Raw genomic sequence first — 21,853 nt, forward strand, 5'->3', positions numbered from 1 at the left:
ACAAGAGTGACAGGCGAGAGGTAAAGACTGTGGAAGCACATCTGTTGGAATGGCTGAACCTGAGCGTGCGCTGGGTTCACATGATCACTGGCGTGGCCTGGATCGGCGCGTCGTTCTACTTCGTCTGGCTGGAGAACAACCTCAACCGCGTCAACCCGAAAACCGGTCTTGCCGGTGATCTGTGGGCGATCCACGGCGGCGGTATCTATCACCTGGAAAAATACAAACTGGCCCCGCCGTCGATGCCGGAGAACCTGCACTGGTTCAAATGGGAAGCCTATTTCACCTGGATGTCGGGGATCGCGCTGCTTTGCGTGGTGTTCTACTCCAACCCTGTGCTCTACCTCGTGGCGCCCGGCAGTGGCCTGACCGGCCCTGAAGGCGTGGCCATCGGCATCGGTTCGCTGATCGCTGGCTGGTTCATCTACGACTTCCTCTGCGATTCGCCCCTCGGCAAGAAACCCGCACTGCTCGGCTTCATCCTGTTCGTGCTGATCATCGGCGCGGCGTTTGGCTTCAGCAAGGTGTTCAGCGGTCGTGGTGCGTACCTGCACGTCGGCGCGATCATCGGCACCATCATGGTCGGCAACGTGTTCCGCATCATCATGCCGGCACAGCGCGCACTGGTGGCCGCGATCGCCGAGAACCGCACGCCGGATCCGGCGCTGCCGGCCAAAGGCCTGCTGCGTTCGCGTCACAACAACTACTTCACCCTGCCGGTGCTGTTCATCATGATCAGCAACCACTTCCCGAGCACTTACGGCAGCCAGTACAACTGGCTGATCCTGGCCGGGATCGCAGTGTTGGCGGTGTTGGTGCGTCACTACTTCAACACCCGTCACGACAGCCACAAGTTCGCCTGGACTCTGCCGGTGGCAGCGGTGGGCATGATCACCCTGGCGTACGTCACCGGCCCTGCGCCGATGCCGACCGCACCGGAAGTGGCCAAGGCTCCAGCGAAAATCGAGTACCAGCCACTGCCGGAAACGGCCCTGGGTGGTGGCGCGAAACCGGCTGAAGCGGCACAACCGGCCGCACCTGCTGCACCGGCCGCTGCTCCGGCTCAGGCGTCCAACGCCGGGCCTGCATTCGACAAGGTGCACAACGTGATCCAGGAACGCTGCGCGGTCTGCCATTCGGCCAAACCGACCAGCCCGCTGTTCAGCGCTGCCCCGGCCGGTGTGATGTTCGACACCCCCGAGCAGATCCGCCAGAACGCGGCGCGGATCCAGGCGCAAGCCATCACCACGCAGATCATGCCACTGGGCAACATCACGCAGATGACCCAGCAGGAACGTGACCTGATCGGTGCATGGATCGCCCAGGGAGCCCAGACCAACTAAGCCGTAAAAACCTCGCGAGCAAGCTCGCTCCCCCAGGGACATCATCAATCCCTGTGGGAGCGGGCTTGCCCGCGAATGGCCGCACTGCGGCCCGCCTGATGCAAAGAGAACAGCGGCAAGCAACCCGGCTGCTGTTCATCACAAGAATAAAAAAGATCCGAGGTGTTGCATGTCCGAGCTGTCCAAAGCGCGCATCCCCGACGCACCCGCCATTCAGCGTTTGCCCCTTTTGCAACTGATCCTGGTCGGTTTGCAACATGTTCTGCTGATGTACGGCGGCGCCATCGCGGTACCGCTGATCATCGGACAGGCCGCTGGCCTGAGTCGTGAAGAAATCGCCTTCCTGATCAACGCCGACCTGCTGGTCGCCGGAATCGCCACCATCGTGCAATCCTTGGGGATAGGCCCCATGGGCATTCGCATGCCGGTGATGATGGGCGCCAGTTTCGCCGCCGTCGGCAGCATGGTCGCCATGGCCGGCATGCCCGGCATCGGTCTGCAGGGAATCTTCGGCGCGACCATCGCCGCCGGGTTCTTCGGCATGATCATCGCGCCGTTCATGTCCAAGGTCGTACGCTTCTTCCCGCCGCTGGTGACCGGCACGGTCATCACCTCGATCGGTCTGTCGCTGTTCCCCGTGGCCGTGAACTGGGCCGGTGGCGGCGCTGGCGCCGCTCAATTCGGTTCACCGATTTACCTGGCCATCGCCGCTTTGGTGCTGGCGACCATTCTGCTGATCCACCGCTTCATGCGCGGTTTCTGGGTCAACATTTCCGTGCTGATCGGCATGTGCCTGGGCTACGTGCTCTGCGGCGCCATCGGCATGGTCGACCTGAGCGGCATGGCCAACGCGCCATGGGTTCAGTTCGTCACCCCGCTGCATTTCGGCATGCCGAAGTTCGAACTGGCGCCGATCCTGTCAATGTGTCTGGTGGTGGTCATCATCTTTGTCGAGTCCACCGGGATGTTCCTCGCGCTGGGCAAGATCACCGGTCAGGAAGTCTGCCCGCGCATGCTGCGTCGCGGCTTGCTGTGTGATGCCGGCGCTTCGTTTGTCGCTGGTTTCTTCAACACCTTCACCCACTCCTCCTTCGCGCAGAACATCGGTCTGGTGCAGATGACCGGCGTGCGCTGCCGTTCGGTGACCATCGTTGCCGGCGGTTTGCTGATCGTCCTCAGCCTGCTGCCGAAAGCGGCGTTCCTGGTGGCATCGATTCCGCCGGCGGTACTCGGTGGTGCGGCGATTGCGATGTTCGGCATGGTGGCGGCAACGGGGATCAAGATCCTGCAGGAAGCCGACATCGGTGACCGTCGCAATCAATTGCTGGTGGCCGTGAGCATCGGCATGGGCCTGATCCCGGTGGTGCGTCCGGAGTTCTTCGCCCACCTGCCGTTGTGGATGAGCCCGATCACCCACAGCGGGATCGCCATGGCCACCCTCAGCGCACTGACGCTGAACCTGTTGTTCAACATCCTGGGCGGCGCCGAGCGCGCGGCCATCAACGACTGTCACGCACACCCGCACTGACCCGAAGAGTAAAAAAGGGGGCTCGCCTACGCCTGCCCCCTCGCGACAGCTTTGCCTCAAACAATAAAAACAAGAGGGAGCAACAGATGATCCGGACTCAAACCAACGTGTTGTTGAGCGGCGGCCTGCTGGCCGCATCACAAGCCATGGCCGGCGATTTATTGCTGTGGCAGACCAACAGCCTGAGCTACCTGTACGGCAAGAACTTCGCGATCAATCCGTCGATCCAGCAGACGGTGACGTTCGAGCACGCCGACAAGTGGAAGTACGGCGACAACTTCCTGTTCGTCGACAAGATCTTCTACAACGGCAAGGAAGACCGCAACAAAGGCCCGCACACCTACTACGGCGAATTCACCCCGCGCTTCTCCTTCGGCAAGATCTTCGACCAGAAGATCGAATTCGGCCCGATCAAGGACGTGCTGCTGGCGATGACCTACGAGTACGGCGAAGGCGAGAGCGAGGCCTATCTGATCGGTCCCGGCTTCGACCTGAAAGTGCCGGGCTTCAACTACGTCACACTGAACATCTTCCGCCGCCAGACCGAAGGCCCGCGCCCGGGCGATGGTGTCTGGCAGATCACTCCGGGCTGGTCCTACAGCTTTCCGCTGGGCAATTCCGACGTGCTGATCGACGGCTATCTCGACTGGGTTGTCGACAACGACGAGAACTCCCGCGGCACCTATCACGCCAACCTGCACATCAACCCTCAGATCAAATACGACCTGGGCAAAGCCCTCGGCTGGCGTCAGAAGCAGCTGTATGTCGGCACCGAATACAGCTACTGGAAGAACAAATACGGGGTCGAAAGCAGCCACAACCTCGACACCAATCAGAACACTGCCAGCCTGCTGGTGAAGGTGCACTTCTAAGATGACCCGCAACCGTGCCGCCTACCTGTCGTCGGTGCTCTGTTGCGGGGCACTTGAGGCCTGGCCGTTGAGTCAGTATTCTCCGCGGCCTCCTGAATTCGGTCTAAAAAAAAGCCCGGATTTAATTCCTGACCGACGGGCCAACTTATCCCGGCCCCGGTCAGTACCGAGGCGTCCCGAAAACACGCTCAATCGACTGTTTTTCAGCAGCCGACGGGCGTTTTTTTGCTTTTCGAAAAGCCTTGGCTCAGCTCTTGCTAACAGCATTAAAGCTGACCGAATGGATGATTTTTGCGGCAACGAAAAAAGGCGCCACACCAGAGCGCCGACTCAAAAAAATAAACGTGGAATACCTACTTTGGGAGCAACCGAATGAAACGTATGAGCACCAGCCTGATGCTTGCGGGAACCATGCTGGCGGGGGGCCAGGCCATGGCCGACGGCCTGCTGCAATGGCAGAACAACAGCCTGACCTACCTGTACGGCAAGGATTTCAAGGTCAACCCGGCCATCCAGCAGACCGTCACCTTCGAGCACGCCGATGCGTGGAAGTACGGCGACAACTTCCTGTTCATCGACAAGATTTTCTACAACGGCAAGCCTGACGGCGGCGTCGGCAACAACACCTATTACGGTGAGTTCCAGCCACGTATCTCGCTGGGCAAGGTGCTCGACCAGAAGATCGAATTCGGACCGATCAAAGACGTGCTGCTGGCCATGACCTACGAGTTCGGCGAAGGCGACGTCGAGTCCTACCTGATCGGTCCAGGCTTCGACCTGGCGATTCCGGGCTTCGACTACTTCCAGCTGAACTTCTACCAGCGTCATACCGAAGGCTCGCGTCCGGGTGACAACGTCTGGCAGATCACGCCGGTCTGGTCCTACACCATTCCGGTCGGCAACTCGAACGTGCTGATCGACGGCTACATGGACTGGGTGGTCGACAACGACGTCAACAGCAAAGGCGAATACCACGCCAACCTGCACTTCAACCCACAGGTCAAATACGACCTGGGCAAGGCGCTGAATTTCGGCGAGAAGCAGCTGTACGTCGGTGTGGAATACGACTACTGGAAAGACAAGTACGGGATCGACGACACCCGTGGCTTCACCACCAATCAGAACGTGACCAGCTTCCTGGTGAAGTTCCACTTCTGATCCTGGTGTCAGTGGCGTCTGAAAGGACGCCTTCGCGAGCAAGCCCGCTCCCACATTGGTTTTGTGAACGACACGAAACCAATGTGGGAGCGGGCTTGCTCGCGAATGGCGGCACCACAAATCTCAAGCGGTAGCCACCGCCTCGGTAATCCCGAGAAACCGGCACAACTCATCGCGCTTGGCCAATGCATCGCGCCGCCCAAGATTGATCAATTCGCTGCAATACCCCGCCTCGAACAGCAAGTAACTCAACACCCCTGCCCCGCTGGTCTTGGTCGCCCCCGGCCCGCGCAAGAACAGCCGCAACGCCGCCGGCAGTTCCTGACGATGCCGCGCCGCGATTTCATCGATCGGCTGGCTTGGCGAGATCACCAACACCTCCACCGGCGCCACACCCAGCGTGCGTATCGGCGTGCCTTCGGGCATCAGATGGCTGAACTGGTTCAGACGCTGGAGCAGCTCGATATCGCTTTCCAGGCTGTCAATGAACGTACTGTTGAGCATGTGCCCGCCGATCTGCGCCAGCGTCGGCTGCTGACCGGTGTAAGTGCGCTCCAGCGGTTGTGCCGGATCGAACCCGCGCGGGTTGCCGCTGACGCCCACCACCAGCACCCGGCTCGCGCCCAGGTGCAGCGCCGGGCTGATCGGTGCCGACTGCCGTACCGCGCCATCGCCAAAGTATTCCTCGCCGATTTTCACCGGCGCGAACAACAGCGGGATCGCCGAACTGGCGAGCAGGTGCTCCACGGTCAATTGGGTCGGCACGCCAATGCGCCGATGGCGCAGCCAGGCATCGATGCTGCCGCCGCCCTGATAGAAGGTCACTGCCTGCCCGGACTCGTAGCCGAACGCCGTCACCGCCACCGCGTGCAACTGCTTGCGGGCGATGGATTCGGCGATGCCGGGCATGTGCAGTTTTTCATCGAGCAGATGGCGCAACGGCGAGCTGTTGAGCAGCGCCACCGGTAAGTGCCGGCCCATGCCCAGCAAGCTGTGACTGACAAAACGGCTGGCCTGGCGGATCACCCCCGGCCAGTCGCTGCGCAGCACGCGATGGCTGCGAAAGCCCTGCCAGAACAGGGTCAGGCGTTCGATCGCGGCCCGAAAGTCCGTGGCGCCGCTGGCGAGGCTGACCGCGTTGATCGCCCCGGCCGAGGTGCCGACGATCACCGGGAACGGATTGTCCGCCCCCAGCGGCAGCAATTCGGCAATCGCCGCCAGCACTCCCACCTGATACGCCGCCCGAGCCCCGCCGCCGGAAAGAATCAAACCTGTGACCGGTTCAGCTGGGCTCATCGCAACGCTCCGTGGTGCTTATGGGATGGGGTGAATCAACGACGTTTGGCGTACAGCTTCGGCTCGCCCGGCGGACGGCTCTTGAAGCGCCGGTGCGCCCACAGGTATTGCTCGGGGCAATCACGCAACACGCCTTCGACCCACTGATTGATGCGGATGCAATCGGCTTCTTCGGTCTCGCCCGGGAACCCTTCCAGCGGCGGATGGATCACCAGACGATAGCCGCTACCGTCCGCCAGACGCTCCTGAGTGAACGGCACCACCAGCGCCTTGCCCAGTCGGGCGAACTTGCTGGTGGCGGTGACCGTGGCGGCCTGAATGCCGAACAGCGGCACGAAGATGCTTTGTTTGGCGCCGTAGTCCTGATCCGGCGCGTACCAGATCGCGCGCCCGGAACGCAGCAGCTTGAGCATGCCGCGCACGTCGTCGCGCTCCACCGCCAGCGAATCGAGATTGTGCCGCTCGCGGCCCTGACGCTGGATGAAATCGAACAGCGGGTTCTTGTGTTCGCGGTACATGCCGTCGATGGTGTGCTGCTGGCCGAGCAGCGCCGCGCCGATTTCCAGGGTGGTGAAATGCACCGCCATCAGAATCACGCCCTTGCCTTCGCGCTGAGCCTTTTGCAGGTGCTCGAGGCCTTCGACATGGGCCAGTTTTGCCAGACGCTGACGAGACCACCACCAGCTCATCGCCATTTCAAAGAACGCGATGCCGGTGGAGGCGAAATTTTCCTTGAGCAGGCGTTTGCGCTCGGCGGCGGACTTTTCCGGGAAACACAGTTCCAGATTGCGCTTGGCAATGCGCCGCCGGTCGCCGGCGAAGCGATACATCAGGGCGCCGAGAAAACGACCGATGGCCAGCAATGCCGGATAGGGCAACTGCACCGTCAGCCACAACAGCCCCAGACCGCACCAGAGCGGCCAGAAGCGTGGAGCGAGAAATGCTTTTCGAAAACGCGGGCGATCCATTAAAGCTTCCGTAAATAAGTGGCCGCGCATTCTACATCGTTCAGCCCGGCTTGCGGCTGGCGGGCGTTCTCGTTATAAGTCTCGGCACTTTTAGTGACAAGCCGTTGTATGCCGACATGAGCCAAAACGAATCGCCAGACCAAGATCCCGTGTTCCAGTTGAAGGGCAGCATGCTCGCCATCACGGTGCTCGAGCTGTCCCGTAACGACCTGGACAGCCTCGATCGGCAACTGGCCGCCAAAGTCGCCCAGGCACCGAACTTCTTCAGCAATGCGCCGCTGGTCCTGGCGCTGGACAAGCTGCCGCCGAGCGAAGGCGCGGTCGATCTGCCGGGCCTGATGCGCGTGTGCCGCCAGCACGGCCTGCGCACCCTGGCGATCCGCGCCAGCCGCATCGAAGACATCGCCGCCGCCATCGCCATCGACATCCCGGTACTGCCGCCGTCCGGCGCCCGTGAACGGCCGCTGGAAACTGCCGAACCCGTTGCACCGAAGAAGCCGGAAAAGCCGCCTGAGCCGACCGTCAAACCGACCCGCGTCATCACCACGCCAGTACGTGGTGGCCAACAGATCTATGCGCAAGGTGGCGATCTGGTGGTGGTGTCCTCGGTCAGTCCGGGGGCGGAACTTCTCGCCGATGGCAACATCCATGTATACGGCCCGATGCGCGGTCGTGCGCTGGCCGGGGTCAAGGGCGACACCAAGGCGCGGATTTTCTGTCAGCAATTGAGCGCTGAACTGATCTCCATCGCAGGCCATTACAAGGTTTCCGAAGACCTGCGTCGCGATCCGATGTGGGGTTCGGGCGTACAGGTCAGCCTGTCGGGCGACGTGTTGAACATCATTCGGCTTTAACGGATACTGCCGCATTTTCCAAGCATCTCTAAAACGTAGCGAAAACGGCTCAAACGAAGTAGGAAAAAGGCCAAAAGCCGAATTCCAGCCAAGGCTGTCCGACTGCAGTAGTTTTCAAGAGATGTTTTTCAGGGGCTGAACAGTCCTTCTTCCTTAGGGGTGAAACACCTTGGCCAAGATTCTCGTGGTTACATCCGGCAAGGGTGGTGTGGGTAAGACCACCACCAGCGCCGCTATCGGTACCGGCCTCGCTCTGCGCGGCCACAAAACAGTGATCGTCGACTTCGACGTGGGCTTGCGTAACCTCGACCTGATCATGGGTTGCGAGCGCCGCGTGGTGTATGACTTCGTAAACGTGGTGAACGGCGAAGCCAACCTGCAACAGGCCCTGATCAAAGACAAGCGCCTGGAAAACCTCTACGTGCTGGCCGCCAGCCAGACCCGCGACAAAGACGCGCTGACCCAGGAAGGCGTGGAAAAAGTCCTGATGGAGCTCAAGGAACAATTCGAGTTCGTGGTCTGCGACTCCCCGGCGGGCATCGAGAAAGGCGCCCACCTGGCCATGTACTTCGCTGACGAAGCGATCGTCGTGACCAACCCAGAAGTTTCCTCGGTACGTGACTCGGACCGCATGCTCGGCCTGCTGGCCAGCAAGTCCCGTCGCGCCGAAAAAGGCGAAGAGCCGATCCAGGAACACCTGCTGATCACTCGCTACCACCCGGAGCGCGTCGAAAAAGGCGAAATGCTGGGCGTCGAAGACGTCAAGGAAATCCTCGCCGTGCGCCTGCTGGGTGTCATTCCGGAATCCCAGGCCGTGCTCAAGGCTTCCAACCAGGGCGTCCCGGTTATCCTCGACGACCAGAGCGACGCCGGCCAGGCCTACAGCGATACCGTTGATCGCTTGCTGGGCAAGGAAAAAGAACACCGGTTCCTGAATGTCGAGAAGAAGGGATTCTTCGAGCGTCTGTTTGGAGGTAGGTAATGAACCTTTTTGACTTCTTTCGTGCCAACAAAAAGCCAAGTACCGCCTCGGTCGCGAAAGAGCGTCTACAGATCATCGTGGCGCATGAACGCGGCCAGCGCAGCACCCCTGACTACCTGCCATCCTTGCAGAAGGAACTGGTGGAAGTGATCCGCAAGTACGTCAACATCGGCAACGACGACGTACACGTGGCACTGGAAAGCCAGGGCAGCTGCTCGATTCTGGAACTCAACATCACCCTGCCCGATCGCTGAGTCGATCCGGCAGGAACGACGGCGGCTCAGGGCCCTTCCGACAGCGGAAGGGCCCTGAGCCGCCGTTGGCATTTGTTACGAGGCTGTTTTAATGCCGCTGTCCAACATCCACATCATCCATCAGGACGCCGCCGTACTGGTAGTGAACAAACCGACCCTGTTGCTCTCGGTGCCCGGCCGGGCCGATGACAACAAGGACTGCCTGATCACCCGCCTGCAGGAAAACGGCTACCCGGAAGCGCGTATCGTCCATCGTCTGGACTGGGAAACCTCCGGCATCATCCTGCTCGCCCGAGACGCCGACACCCACCGCGAACTGTCGCGGCAGTTTCACGACCGCGAAACCGAAAAGGCCTACACCGCCCTGGCCTGGGGCCAGCCGGAACTGGACAGCGGCAGCATCGACCTGCCTCTGCGCTACGACCCGCCAACCAAACCACGCCACGTCGTAGACCACGAATTCGGCAAACACGCCCTGACCTTCTGGCGCGTGCTGGAACGTTGCGGCGACTGGTGCCGTGTCGAACTGACGCCGATCACCGGCCGTTCGCACCAGTTGCGCGTACACATGCTGTCCATCGGTCATCCGCTGCTCGGTGACGGGCTCTACGCTCACGAACAAGCCCTCGCGGCCTGGCCGCGTCTGTGCCTGCACGCCAGCATGCTCAGCTTCACTCACCCGCAAACCGGTGAGCGCTTGCGCTTCGACTGCCCGGCGCCGTTCTGACCCCACCACAATGTCCCAAGCATCAGGCCGATGCGTTAAACTCCCGCCCATTGCTGTCTGGAGCTTCTTATGCGCGAAGAGTTGAACCAAGGCCTGATCGACTTCCTCAAGGCCTCCCCTACCCCGTTCCACGCCACCGCCAGCCTTGTTCAACGCCTGGAGGCCGCCGGTTATGTGCGCCTCGACGAGCGCGAGACCTGGCACACCGAAGCCAATGGCCGTTACTACGTCACCCGTAACGACTCCTCGATCGTCGCGATCAAGATGGGCCGCAACTCCCCGCTGCACGACGGCATCCGTCTGGTCGGCGCCCATACCGACAGCCCGTGTCTGCGGGTCAAGCCGCAACCTGAACTGCAACGCCAGGGTTTCTGGCAACTGGGTGTCGAAGTCTACGGCGGCGCGCTGCTGGCGCCATGGTTCGACCGCGACCTGTCGCTGGCCGGTCGCGTCACCTTCCGCCGTGACGGCAAGGTCGAGAGCCAGTTGATCGACTTCAAGGCCCCGATCGCGATCATTCCCAACCTGGCGATTCACCTCAATCGTGAAGCCAACCAGGGCTGGGCGATCAATGCCCAGACCGAACTGCCGCCGATTCTCGCGCAGTTCGCCGGTGACGAGCGTGTGGATTTCCGCGCGGTGCTGACCGATCAACTGGCCCGCGAACACGGTCTGAATGCCGACGTGGTGCTCGATTACGAGCTGAGCTTCTACGACACCCAGAGCGCCGCCGTCATCGGCCTGAACGGTGACTTCATCGCCGGCGCCCGACTGGACAACCTGCTGTCCTGCTACGCCGGCCTGCAAGCCCTGCTGACCGCCGACACCGAAGAAACCTGCGTGCTGGTGTGCAACGACCACGAAGAAGTCGGCTCCTGCTCGGCGTGCGGCGCCGACGGCCCGATGCTGGAACAGACCCTGCGTCGCCTGCTGCCGGAAGGTGACGAGTTCGTCCGCACCATTCAGAAATCCCTGCTGGTCTCGGCCGACAACGCCCACGGCGTACACCCGAACTACGCCGAGAAACACGACGCCAACCACGGGCCGAAACTCAACGCCGGCCCGGTGATCAAGGTCAACAGCAACCAGCGCTACGCCACCAACAGCGAAACCGCCGGTTTCTTCCGTCACCTGTGCATGGCCGAAGAAGTCCCGGTGCAAAGCTTCGTGGTGCGCAGCGACATGGGCTGCGGCTCGACCATCGGCCCGATCACCGCCAGCCACCTGGGCGTGCGCACCGTCGACATCGGCCTGCCGACGTTCGCCATGCACTCGATCCGCGAACTGTGCGGCAGCCATGACCTGGCACATCTGGTGAAAGTGCTGAGCGCGTTCTACGCCAGCCGCGAACTGCCGTAGTCCTTGATAAAGCATCGCCAGCAGGTTGGCTCCCACATTTGAAATGCATTCCATTGTGGGAGCCAGCCTGCTGGCGATGGCAATCAAACAGTCAGCATCACATCCGGATCCGAACCGGCTCATTTCTGATACACATCACCACCGGTCGGCAAAAAGCGACCTAGACTTAAATCATCCCCTTCGACAAGGCTGTCGCCATGATCTCGATGTCTGCGTTCCACTCCATGCTCATTCCGATCCTGTCCGGAATGATTCTGCTGGCGATCGGCTTCAACTTCCGCGACAAGAACGCCGGAGTGTTCGCCATGTGGATCGGCATGCTGATGATCCTGGCCACCGTGGTCTACAAGATCCTCGCCAAACTCAACGAATAAATCCGCGCCCGGCTCGCATTGATTCAGGCGGGCTCGTACACTCGCCCGATCCGCCCCTTGCGAGGTTGACCGCCTAGTGTTCGCTCGTTTCTTTGCCCTGCCCTGCCTTTTCCTCGTCTGCCTGATGACACTGCTGCCGTCGGCGCCTGCCCACGCGGTGAGCCTGCCCGGCCTGCTCAATGGCTCAAACAAGGCACAACCGGAAGCCCAGGAACCGCTCGGCCAGTCACTCGACGAAGTCATCAAATCCCTGGAAAACGATCAGCAGCGCACCCAGTTGCTGGGCGACCTGAAAAAACTGCGCGACGCCACGAAAAAAGCCCAGGCCACCCCGGAAGAAGGCGTTCTGGGCCTGATCGGCGGCACCCTGGCCAATTTCGAAAAGCAGTTCACCGGCAGCGACAGCCCGCTCAATCGCTGGTCCGCCGAATTCGAACTGGCCAAGGACGAACTGTCCGCCCTGATAATGCCAGCCAGCGAATGGCTGCCGATCATCTTCGGCTTCGCCATGATCCTGATGGTCTGGAGCCTGCTGGCCGCCGCGCTGATCTGGCTCGGCCACCGGGTGCGCATGCGCTTCGGCCTGACCGAAGAACTGCCGCAACACCCCCGGGCCCTCGACATGCTGCGCTTCGCCCTGCGCAAGCTCGGACCGTGGATGATCGCGCTGGTCATCACCGTCTACATGAGCTACGCGCTGCCATCATCCCTGGGCAAAAGCCTGGCGATGGTGCTGGCTTACGCACTGGTGGTCGGCACCTGTTTCTCGGCGATCTGCGTGATCGCCTTTTCCGTACTCGACGGCCCGCACCGCCACCGGGCGCTGTACATCCTGCGGCATCAGGCCTTCCGCCCGCTGTGGCTGATCGGCAGCTTCGCCGCGTTCGGTGAAGGGCTGAACGATCCGCGTCTGGTGGCAGGGCTGGGCGTACACCTGGCCCACACCGCCGCCACCGTCACCAATGTGCTGGCGGCGCTCTCGACCGGCCTGTTCATCCTGCGCTTCCGCCGCCCCATCGCGCACCTGATCCGCAACCAGCCACTGTCCCGCCGCCTGACCCGCCGCGCCCTCAGCGACACCATCGATATCCTTGGCACCTTCTGGTACGTGCCGGCGCTGGTACTGGTGGGGATTTCCCTGTTCGCCACCTTCGTTTCCGCCGGCGACACCAGCACTGCATTGCGCCAGTCGCTGATCTGCACCGTGCTGCTGGTGTTGTGCATGGTCATCAACGGCCTCGTCCGCCGCCACGCCCTCAAACCCCAACGCGGGCCGAAACGCCACGCGCTGTATTCCGAGCGCCTGAAAAGCTTCTTCTACACCCTCGCGCATCTACTGGTGTGGCTGGCCTTCATCGAACTCGGCCTGCGGGTCTGGGGCATGTCACTGATCGGCTTCACCGAAGGCGAAGGCCACGACATCAGCGTCAAACTGTTCAGCCTGATCGGTACGCTGATCTTCGCCTGGCTGATCTGGATCCTCAGCGACACCGCCGTCCACCACGCCCTCACCCGCTCCCGCAAAGGCCTGGCCAACGCCCGCGCGCAAACCATGATGCCGCTGATCCGCAACGTGCTGTTCGTGGCGATCTTCATCATCGCCCTGATCGTCGCCCTGGCGAACATGGGCATGAACGTCACACCACTGCTGGCCGGTGCGGGCGTGATCGGTCTCGCCATCGGCTTCGGCGCGCAGTCACTGGTAGCCGACCTGATCACCGGCCTGTTCATCATCATCGAAGACTCCCTGGCCATCGACGACTACGTCGACGTCGGCGGCCACCTCGGCACCGTCGAAGGCCTGACCATCCGCACCGTACGCCTGCGGGACATCGACGGCATCGTCCACACCATCCCGTTCAGCGAAATCAAAAGCATCAAGAACTACTCCCGGGAATTCGGCTACGCGATCTTCCGTGTGGCAGTGCCGTTCAACATGAACATCGACGAAGCCATCAAACTGATGCGTGAAGTCGGCCAGAAAATGCGCACCGACCCGCTGCAGCGCCGCAACATCTGGTCGCCACTGGAGATTCAGGGCGTGGAAAGTTTTGAATCGGGCAACGCGATATTGCGCGCCCGCTTCAAGACCGCACCGATCAAACAGTGGGAGGTTTCACGGGCGTTCAACCTGTCGCTGAAACGGCATCTGGATGAGGCCGGCCTGGACCTCGCGACCCCGAGGATGAATGTGCAAGTGATCACAGCAGGCGGTGGTGGTCAAACTCAGGAATAGCCCAATCTTCCCACCACTCACCACTCACCACTCACCACTCACCACTCACCACGATGAGCGTTAGCTCGAGTACCGCATTTGACGTGCCGGCCCCATCGGCAGGCTGAGTGGAGGGATTCATCCGGGGGTAGGCGCGTAGCGCCGTTTGGCGAAGCCAAACACATCGAGAGGAGGTGCAGCGAAGCAAACCGTAGGCGATGCCCCCGGATGAATCCCGGAACGAAGGAACCCCGAGCCTCAGCGAGGGGCCGAACGCAGGGGCCCAGCCTTTTGGTTACTTTTTGGCGTTTGAAAAAGTGACCCGCTGTAAGAGCGGAACCGCCAGCCGCAACACCCGAAGCAACGGATATTCACCCAAAACAACCCAAAACCTGGTCGGCCCTGAGGCCGCCAAGGTCAAACAACATCAACCCCAACGTGAATCGCATCATGCCGCCAAAACTCCAGATCACAATCAATCAACCGCCCCGACTGATCATAATTGACCCGAGCAATCCGCAACCCCGGACTCCCCACCGACACCCGCAAAGCCGCCGCCGCATCGACCGATAAAGAAGTCGGCACAATCTCGAACCGCACCCGCCCATAGTGCAAATCGTAATGCCGCGCATACAGCTCGGTAATCGACTGATTCAAATCAAACTCCAGAATCCCCGGGAAATACTGCGGATTCAGATAATGCTCCACATACAACACCAGCCGCCCGTCGATCCGCCGCGACCGGCAAATCTGAATCACGCTCGACAACGCCGGCAACTGCAACCACGCACAGACCGCCGCTGACGCCGGCTGCAACCGCGCCGAAATCACCTCGGTCGACGGCACCCGCCCCTGCGCACTGACCATCGCGTGAAAGTGACTGCGCTGCATCAGGTTATAGGCCAGACGCGGCGGCGACACGAACCAGCCCCGACGCTCCTCGCGATAAATCTGCCCTTGGGCCTCCAGTTGCAACAAGGCTTCACGCACCGTAATGCGCGTAGTGCCGAACAACTCGCTGAGCTTGCGCTCGGCCGGCAACTTGCTGCCCGCCACGAGCAAACCATGGTCGAGCTGCTCCTGAAGGATCTGCCCAATGGCTGTCACCGCTTTTGTTGCCTCATCGCGCATCAACGTTACCTATCTGGACTAGACCAGCACTGTTTCGGGGCAAAACCGCACGACTATTGCGCCGTTCGATCGTGTTGCAAGCCTAGGCAGTGCAGATGACCGAGAGATGACAAAACTACCGAACGGTCGCGCTGACAACTTGCAATACATCGGCCAAGTCCCTTGCCAGCCGGGACTTTGAGGGTGGTCTACGCTTACCGGGCAGCCGTAGATACCGGAGAAAATAATCGCTGGCCAGGCATCCGCCGACATCAAAGTGTCATCCAGCCCCCCTACATTGGCTCAGGTATTGCTGACCTAGACCAACACAAACCGCAATCGCAGCGTTGAACACGACCAAGGAGCTTCGGAATGAAACAGCTTTTCCTGGCAACACTGTTAGGCTCGACCATTGCCATGTGCACCGCCGCCATGGCGGCTGATGATCTGAAAACCCTCGAAGCCGCTGCGAAAGCGGAAGGCGCCGTCAACAGCGTCGGCATGCCCGATGACTGGGCCAACTGGAAAGGCACCTGGGAAGACCTGGCCAAGACCTACGGCCTGAAACACATCGACACCGATATGAGCTCGGCCCAGGAAATCGCCAAGTTCGCCGCCGAGAAAGACAACGCCACCGCCGACATCGGCGACGTCGGCGCCGCTTTCGGCCCGATCGCGGTCAAGCAAGGCGTGGTGCAACCGTACAAGCCGACCACCTGGGATCAAGTGCCTGCATGGGCCAAGGACAAGGACGGCAACTGGGCACTGGCCTACACCGGCACCATCGCTTTCATCGTCAACAAAAAGCTGTTGCACGGCTCCGAAGTGCCGACCAAATGGGCTGACCTCAAGGGCGGCAAATACAAGGTCTCGATCGGTGACGTGAGCACCGCTGCACAAGCGGCCAACGGCGTACTCGCCGCAGCACTGGCCAACGGCGGCGACGAGAAAAACATCCAGCCTGCCCTGCTGCTGTTCGCAGACATCGCCAAGCAGGGTCGCCTGTCGATGGCCAACCCGACCATCGCCACCATGGAAAAAGGCGAGATCGAAGTCGGCGTGGTCTGGGACTTCAACGGCCTGAGCTACAAGGCCAAGATGGCCAACCCGGATGACTACGTGGTGCTGATCCCGTCCGACGGCTCGGTGATTTCCGGCTACACCACCATCATCAACAAATACGCGAAAAACCCGAACGCCGCCAAGTTGACCCGCGAATACATCTTCAGCGACGCCGGCCAGACCAACCTCGCCCGCGGCAACGCCCGTCCGATCCGCGCCGAGCACCTGACCCTGCCGGAAGACGTGAAAGCCAAGCTGCTGCCGAACGAGCAGTACAAGAAGGTTACGCCGATCAAGGACGCCGATGCGTGGGAGAAAACCTCCAAGGCCCTGCCGCAGAAGTGGAACGAAGAAGTCATCGTAGAGATGAAGTAAGCCGATAGATCCCCACTGGGTCTGGCACAAAACCCTGTGGGAGCGGGCTTGCCCGCGATGGCAATTTCACATTCAACACATGGGTTGAATGACATGACGCCTTCGCGGGCAAGCCCGCTCCCACAGGATCCGTGTCGATTTCGAGTTTCCCGTTTTTATTGTTTCGCGGAGTTTTTGCCCCTATGAAGCACAACGTCATCCTTGTCGTGCTCGACGGCCTTAATTACGAGGTCGCGCGTCACGCCATGGGGCATCTGCAGGCTTACGTCGGCGCAGGACGCGCCGCGCTCTACCAGTTGGAGTGCGAGCTGCCGGCCCTGTCCCGACCGCTTTACGAATGCATCCTCACGGGCGTACCGCCCATCGACAGCGGCATCGTCCACAACAACGTCTCGCGCCTGTCCAACCAGCGCAGCATCTATCACTACGCCCGCGATGCCGGTCTGAAAACCGCCGCCGCGGCGTACCACTGGGTCAGCGAGCTGTACAACCGCTCGCCGTTCGTTGCCGCCAGGGATCGTCACACCGATGACCCGGCACTGCCGATCCAGCACGGCCACTTCTACTGGAACGATCACTATCCGGACTCGCACCTGTTCGCCGACGCGGAAAACCTGCGCCTGCGCCACGCCCCGGACTTTCTGCTGATCCATCCGATGAACATCGACGACGCCGGGCACAAGCACGGCCTCGACACCCCGCAATACCGCAACAGTGCCCGCAGCGCCGACATCATTCTCGCCGATTACCTGCAAGGCTGGCTCGATGCTGGCTATCAGGTACTGGTGACCGCCGACCACGGCATGAACAACGATCGCTCGCACAACGGCCTGCTGCCGGAAGAACGCCAGGTGCCGCTGTTCGTGCTCGGTGATGCCTTCAGTCTGAACGCGGACGCCATGCCGAAGCAGACCGACATCTGCGGCACCGTTTGCGATTTGCTCGGCGTACCCCACGACAAACCTGTGTGCCGGGAGTTGCTCAAGTGAACTCAATGACTCGCGGCAAATGGCTGGCCGCCCTGTGCCTGGTGCCTTTTGCGCTGTTCTTTATCGTGTTCGAAATCGCCCCGCTGGTCTGGGTGATGATCAACAGCCTGCAATCGGAAGAGTTCGGCTGGGGTTTCGCCAATTTCAGCAAGATCTTCAATTCGAAGTTCTATCTGCAAGCGATCCAGTACAGCCTCGAAATCAGTTTCTGGTCGAGCGTGTTCGGGATCATCATCGCGGTGCTCGGCGCCTACTCCCTGCGCCGGGTCGATTCGAAACTGCGCAATTTCGTCAACGCTTTCGCCAACATGACCAGCAACTTCGCCGGCGTGCCCCTGGCCTTTGCGTTCATCATCCTGCTCGGCTTCAACGGCAGCATCACCATCATGCTGAAACAGGCCGGGATCATTCAGGATTTCAACCTGTACTCGAAAACCGGACTGATCATCCTCTACACCTACTTCCAGATTCCCCTCGGCGTCCTGCTGCTGTACCCGGCGTTCGATGCCCTGCGTGAAGACTGGCGTGAATCCGCCGCGCTGCTCGGCGCTGACGGCTGGCAGTTCTGGCGCCACATCGGCCTGCCGGTGCTGACCCCGGCCCTGCTCGGCACCTTCGTGATCCTGCTGGCCAACGCCCTCGGCGCCTATGCCACGGTGTACGCGCTGACCACCGGCAACTTCAACGTGCTGCCGATCCGCATCGCGGCGATGGTGTCCGGCGACATTTCCCTCGATCCGAACCTGGCCAGCGCCCTGGCCGTGGTGCTGGTGGCGCTGATGACCCTGGTGACCGTCGTGCATCAACTGCTGCTGAAGAGGAGCTACCATGTCTCGCGCTGAATCCGGCCCGGCCGGCGTCTACCACCGCGTCGTGGTCTACCTGCTGTTCGCCATTCTGCTGCTGCCGCTGCTGGGCACCCTGATCTACTCGATCGCCAGCAGTTGGTCGGCCACCGTGCTGCCCAGCGGCTTCACCTTCAAGTGGTACATCCAGTTGTGGAGCGACCCGCGCTTCCTGCACGCCTTCGGCCAGTCGCTGCTGGTGTGCGTCGGCGCGCTGATCCTCTCGGTGGTGCTGATTTTGCCGCTGCTGTTCGTGGTGCATTACCACTTCCCGAAACTCGATGCGCTGATGAACATCCTGATCCTGCTGCCCTTCGCGGTACCGCCGGTGGTGTCGTCGGTGGGTCTGTTGCAGCTCTATGGTTCCGGGCCGTTCGCAATGGTCGGCACGCCGTGGATCCTGATCGGTTGCTACTTCACCGTGGCGCTGCCGTTCATGTACCGGGCGATTACCAACAACCTGCAGGCGATCAACCTGCGCGACCTGATGGACGCCGCCCAACTGCTTGGCGCCAGCACCTTTCAGGCCGCGTTTCTGGTGGTGCTGCCGAACCTGCGCAAGGGCCTGATGGTCGCGTTGCTGTTGTCGTTCTCGTTCCTGTTCGGTGAGTTCGTGTTTGCCAACATTCTGGTCGGCACCCGCTACGAAACCCTGCAGGTCTACCTCAACAACATGCGCAACAGCAGCGGCCACTTCACCAGTGCTCTGGTGATTTCCTACTTCTTTTTCGTGCTGGTCCTGACCTGGGTCGCCAACATCTTGAACAAGGACAAAAGCGAATGAGCTATGTCAGCGTCCAACACCTGCAAAAAAACTACGCCGGCACCACGGTGTTCAGCGACATCAACTGCGAAATCCAGAAGGGTGAATTCGTCACCTTGCTCGGCCCGTCCGGTTGCGGCAAATCCACCCTGCTGCGTTGCATCGCCGGCCTGACGCCGGTGGATGGCGGCAAGATTCTGCTCGATGGCGTCGACATCGTGCCGCTGACGCCACAGAAACGCGGGATCGGCATGGTGTTCCAGAGCTATGCGCTGTTTCCCAACATGACCGTGGAGCAGAACGTCGCCTTTGGTCTGCGCATGCAAAAGGTCAATCCGGACGACAGCCACAAGCGTGTCACCGAGGCGTTGAAACTGGTTGAACTCAACGACTTCGCCAGTCGTTATCCACATCAACTCTCCGGCGGTCAGTGCCAGCGTGTCGCCCTCGCCCGCTCTTTGGTCACCCGCCCGCGTCTGTTGTTGCTGGATGAACCGCTGTCGGCCCTTGATGCACGGATTCGCAAACACCTGCGTGAACAGATCCGTCAGATCCAGCGCGAGCTCGGCCTGACCACGATTTTCGTCACCCACGATCAGGAAGAAGCCCTGACCATGTCTGACCGGATTTTCCTGATGAATCAGGGAAAGATCGTACAAAGCGGCGATGCCGAAACCCTCTACACCGCACCGGTCGACGTGTTCGCCGCCGGTTTCATCGGCAACTACAACCTGCTGGATGCCGAGAGTGCCTCGAAGCTGTTGCAGCGGCCGATCAACCACCGCATCGCGATTCGCCCGGAGGCCATCGAACTGAGCCTGAACGGCGAACTCGATGCGCAGATTCGCAGCCACAGCCTGCTGGGCAACGTGATCCGCTACCGCATCGAGGCCCGGGGCGTGGAACTGGTGGTGGATGTGCTCAACCGTTCGGCGGCGGATCTGCATCCCGACGGTCAGCGCCTGGCGCTTTCCATCGATCCGACAGCCCTGTGTGAGGTAGCCTGATGACTTTGCTGACGTTGAAGAGAGAACTGCACTGATGGCCCTGGCAATTTTTGATCTGGACGAAACCCTGATCCACGGCGACTGCGCCACCCTCTGGAGCGAGCAGATGGGCCGCCTGGGCTGGGTCGATCCCGAGTCGTTCATGCGCAAGAACAATGAACTCATGGACGCCTACAGCCATGGCAAGTTGCGCATGGAAGACTACATGGAGTTCAGCCTCGAACCGCTGATCGGTCGCACCCCGGAAGAAGTCGAGCATCTGGTTGGTCCCTGGGTGGAAGACTTCATCGAGCCGATCATCTTCAGCGACGCGACCAAAACCATCGCCGCCCACCGCAAGGCCGGTGACCGGATTCTGGTGATCTCGGCCTCGGGCACACACCTGGTCAAACCGATTGCCGAACGACTTGGCATCGATGAAGTTCTGGGCATCGAACTCGAAGTGGCCCATGGCGTGTACAGCGGCCACACCGTGGGCACCCTGACCTATCGCGAAGGCAAGATCACCCGTTTGCTGGAGTGGCTGGACGCCGAAGAGGAAAACCTTGAGGGCGCGAGTTTCTATTCCGACTCACGCAATGACCTGCCGCTGCTGCTGAAGGTGGATTTCCCGCACGTGGTCAATCCGGATCCGGTGTTGCGCGAGCAGGCCGAGAAAGCTGGCTGGCCGATCCATCTCTGGAAGTAAGCGATTGCCTTGTGGGAGCACACTTGCTCCCACAAGCCTTGATGGTCAGCTCAGGCTGTCGTCGATCACCAGTACCAGCTTCCCGGCGACCGTGTTGCTCGCCAGCTCGGCGAACGCCGCCTCGGCATCCTTGATCGCAAAGGTTTTGGCCAGTTGCGGCTTCAGGCGCCCTTCGGAAAACAGCGGCCACACGTGCTGGCTCAGATCGCTGAACAGATCCGCCTTGAACTGATCGTCGCGGCTGCGCAGGGTCGAGCCCAGCAGTTGCACACGCTTGGCCAGCACCTGGGCCAGATCGAGTTTCGCTTCGCGGCCACCCATCAGGCCGATCAACACCCAGCGTCCGTCCTGAGCCATCAGCTTCAGATTCAGCGCCGAGTAATTGCCGCCGACCGGATCCAGGATCACATCGAACGGCCCGAAGTCCCGCAGGCTTTCCAGATCGTCAGTGCGCACCACACCGCCCTGGGCGCCCAGCGCTTCACAGTAGGCCAAACGCTCGGCCGATCCGACGCTGACCCAGCACGGATTGCCAAACGCCTTGCACAGTTGAATGGCGGCGGAACCGATGCCACTGGCGCCGGCATGCAGAAGAACTTTCTCACCCGGTTTGAGCGCAGCGAGTTGAAACACATTCAGCCAGACCGTCGCGTATACCTCAGGCAGTGCAGCCGCTTCGATCAGCGACACACCTTCCGGAACCGGCAGCACATGCCGCCCGTCGACGACCACTTCTTCGGCCATCCCGCCCCCGGCCAGCAAGGCGCAGACCCGATCACCGACCTGCCAGGACGAGCCGGCGCCGACTTCGCTGATCACTCCGGAGCATTCAAGCCCCAGCACCTGACTGGCACCCGGCGGCGGTGGATAAAGCCCCGCCTTCTGTAATAAATCCGCGCGATTGAGGCCCGCTGCCGCCACCCGGATGCGAACTTGTCCTACATCACATGTAGGACTTGGTTCATCAACCCATGCCACTTGACCTTCAACGCCTTGCAATGCCTTCACAGTGCCTCCATAGTGAGTCTGGACTGAGCCCGAAGCTGTAGCGCCGGGCTTTTTGCATTATGCGACCGGCCCTGGG

Annotated in this window: 21 protein-coding genes; 17 read left to right on the plus strand and 4 right to left on the minus strand. The window is 61.1% G+C overall.

The window, feature by feature from the left end:
• Positions 1-29: 29 nt before the first annotated feature.
• The 4 genes from OQ248_RS01775 (at position 30) to OQ248_RS01790 (ending at position 4,901) form a co-directional block, all read left to right on the plus strand.
• Positions 30-1,343, plus strand: coding sequence for a urate hydroxylase PuuD (locus OQ248_RS01775; RefSeq protein WP_265811888.1), 1,314 nt, complete (start codon positions 30-32; stop codon positions 1,341-1,343).
• 169 nt (positions 1,344-1,512) lie between these two features.
• The gene (locus tag OQ248_RS01780; RefSeq protein WP_085608811.1) at positions 1,513-2,871 is read left to right on the plus strand and encodes a nucleobase:cation symporter-2 family protein; all 1,359 of its coding nucleotides are present in this window, start codon (positions 1,513-1,515) and stop codon (positions 2,869-2,871) included.
• Between the two features lie 86 nt (positions 2,872-2,957).
• Positions 2,958-3,743: an outer membrane protein OmpK gene (locus tag OQ248_RS01785; protein WP_265811889.1), complete on the plus strand. Its 786-nt coding sequence runs from the start codon at positions 2,958-2,960 to the stop codon at positions 3,741-3,743.
• Between the two features lie 372 nt (positions 3,744-4,115).
• Positions 4,116-4,901, plus strand: a complete 786-nt coding sequence (locus OQ248_RS01790; protein WP_265811890.1) for an outer membrane protein OmpK — start codon at positions 4,116-4,118, stop codon at positions 4,899-4,901.
• A 123-nt stretch (positions 4,902-5,024) separates the two neighbouring features.
• Here OQ248_RS01790 and OQ248_RS01795 read toward each other — a convergent pair whose 3' ends face one another.
• Both OQ248_RS01795 and OQ248_RS01800 read right to left on the minus strand, forming a co-directional pair.
• Entirely contained in the window at positions 5,025-6,197 is a 1,173-nt protein-coding gene (locus OQ248_RS01795) for a patatin-like phospholipase family protein (RefSeq protein WP_265811891.1), read from the minus strand.
• A 35-nt stretch (positions 6,198-6,232) separates the two neighbouring features.
• A complete protein-coding gene (locus tag OQ248_RS01800) occupies positions 6,233-7,165 on the minus strand; it encodes a lipid A biosynthesis lauroyl acyltransferase (RefSeq protein WP_085710628.1) in 933 nt (310 codons plus the stop codon).
• 116 nt (positions 7,166-7,281) lie between these two features.
• Here OQ248_RS01800 and minC point away from each other — a divergent pair, with 116 nt between their 5' ends.
• The 7 genes from minC (at position 7,282) to OQ248_RS01835 (ending at position 13,951) form a co-directional block, all read left to right on the plus strand.
• Positions 7,282-8,019 carry a septum site-determining protein MinC gene (minC, locus tag OQ248_RS01805; RefSeq protein ID WP_085710676.1) on the plus strand — a complete coding sequence of 246 codons (738 nt, stop codon included), beginning with the start codon at positions 7,282-7,284 and terminating at the stop codon, positions 8,017-8,019.
• Positions 8,020-8,188: 169 nt separating this feature from the next.
• Complete coding sequence (gene minD, locus OQ248_RS01810) at positions 8,189-9,001, plus strand: septum site-determining protein MinD (RefSeq protein ID WP_085690474.1); 813 nt, start codon at positions 8,189-8,191, stop codon at positions 8,999-9,001.
• Positions 9,001-9,255 carry a cell division topological specificity factor MinE gene (gene minE / locus OQ248_RS01815; protein WP_007960071.1) on the plus strand — a complete coding sequence of 85 codons (255 nt, stop codon included), beginning with the start codon at positions 9,001-9,003 and terminating at the stop codon, positions 9,253-9,255. The genes minD and minE overlap by 1 nt, the downstream gene beginning before the upstream one ends.
• Positions 9,256-9,346: 91 nt before the next feature.
• On the plus strand, positions 9,347-9,982 hold the full coding sequence (locus OQ248_RS01820; RefSeq protein ID WP_119428454.1) for an RluA family pseudouridine synthase: 636 nt from the start codon (positions 9,347-9,349) through the stop codon (positions 9,980-9,982).
• Positions 9,983-10,051: 69 nt separating this feature from the next.
• A complete protein-coding gene (locus tag OQ248_RS01825) occupies positions 10,052-11,341 on the plus strand; it encodes a M18 family aminopeptidase (RefSeq protein ID WP_085710626.1) in 1,290 nt (429 codons plus the stop codon).
• Between the two features lie 197 nt (positions 11,342-11,538).
• Positions 11,539-11,715 (plus strand): hypothetical protein, encoded by a 177-nt coding sequence (locus OQ248_RS01830; protein WP_169429504.1) that lies wholly within the window; start codon positions 11,539-11,541, stop codon positions 11,713-11,715.
• Positions 11,716-11,791: 76 nt separating this feature from the next.
• The gene (locus tag OQ248_RS01835) at positions 11,792-13,951 is read left to right on the plus strand and encodes a mechanosensitive ion channel family protein (protein ID WP_119428455.1); all 2,160 of its coding nucleotides are present in this window, start codon (positions 11,792-11,794) and stop codon (positions 13,949-13,951) included.
• A gap of 396 nt (positions 13,952-14,347) precedes the next feature.
• Here the strand turns inward: OQ248_RS01835 and OQ248_RS01840 are convergent, their stop codons facing one another.
• Positions 14,348-15,061 carry a UTRA domain-containing protein gene (locus OQ248_RS01840; protein WP_134825959.1) on the minus strand — a complete coding sequence of 238 codons (714 nt, stop codon included), beginning with the start codon at positions 15,059-15,061 and terminating at the stop codon, positions 14,348-14,350.
• A 351-nt stretch (positions 15,062-15,412) separates the two neighbouring features.
• Between OQ248_RS01840 and OQ248_RS01845 the strand changes: the two genes are divergently transcribed.
• The 6 genes from OQ248_RS01845 to OQ248_RS01870 all read left to right on the plus strand — a co-directional run bounded on the left by OQ248_RS01845 (position 15,413) and on the right by OQ248_RS01870 (position 20,769).
• On the plus strand, positions 15,413-16,477 hold the full coding sequence (locus OQ248_RS01845) for an ABC transporter substrate-binding protein (protein ID WP_085710620.1): 1,065 nt from the start codon (positions 15,413-15,415) through the stop codon (positions 16,475-16,477).
• 182 nt (positions 16,478-16,659) lie between these two features.
• Complete coding sequence (locus OQ248_RS01850) at positions 16,660-17,466, plus strand: alkaline phosphatase family protein (protein ID WP_265811892.1); 807 nt, start codon at positions 16,660-16,662, stop codon at positions 17,464-17,466.
• 5 nt (positions 17,467-17,471) lie between these two features.
• The gene (locus tag OQ248_RS01855; protein WP_167748736.1) at positions 17,472-18,308 is read left to right on the plus strand and encodes an ABC transporter permease subunit; all 837 of its coding nucleotides are present in this window, start codon (positions 17,472-17,474) and stop codon (positions 18,306-18,308) included.
• Positions 18,295-19,095 carry an ABC transporter permease gene (locus tag OQ248_RS01860; RefSeq protein WP_065261898.1) on the plus strand — a complete coding sequence of 267 codons (801 nt, stop codon included), beginning with the start codon at positions 18,295-18,297 and terminating at the stop codon, positions 19,093-19,095. The genes OQ248_RS01855 and OQ248_RS01860 overlap by 14 nt, the downstream gene beginning before the upstream one ends.
• A complete protein-coding gene (locus tag OQ248_RS01865; RefSeq protein WP_134825956.1) occupies positions 19,092-20,081 on the plus strand; it encodes an ABC transporter ATP-binding protein in 990 nt (329 codons plus the stop codon). The genes OQ248_RS01860 and OQ248_RS01865 overlap by 4 nt, the downstream gene beginning before the upstream one ends.
• Positions 20,082-20,115: 34 nt before the next feature.
• Positions 20,116-20,769: an HAD family hydrolase gene (locus tag OQ248_RS01870; RefSeq protein ID WP_192553131.1), complete on the plus strand. Its 654-nt coding sequence runs from the start codon at positions 20,116-20,118 to the stop codon at positions 20,767-20,769.
• Between the two features lie 45 nt (positions 20,770-20,814).
• Here the strand turns inward: OQ248_RS01870 and OQ248_RS01875 are convergent, their stop codons facing one another.
• The gene (locus OQ248_RS01875) at positions 20,815-21,777 is read right to left on the minus strand and encodes a zinc-binding dehydrogenase (protein WP_119428460.1); all 963 of its coding nucleotides are present in this window, start codon (positions 21,775-21,777) and stop codon (positions 20,815-20,817) included.
• Between the last annotated feature and the right edge of the window lie 76 nt (positions 21,778-21,853).

The sequence above is a fragment of the Pseudomonas sp. COW5 genome (genome assembly GCF_026240005.1).
Lineage (GTDB): Bacteria > Pseudomonadota > Gammaproteobacteria > Pseudomonadales > Pseudomonadaceae > Aquipseudomonas > Aquipseudomonas kribbensis.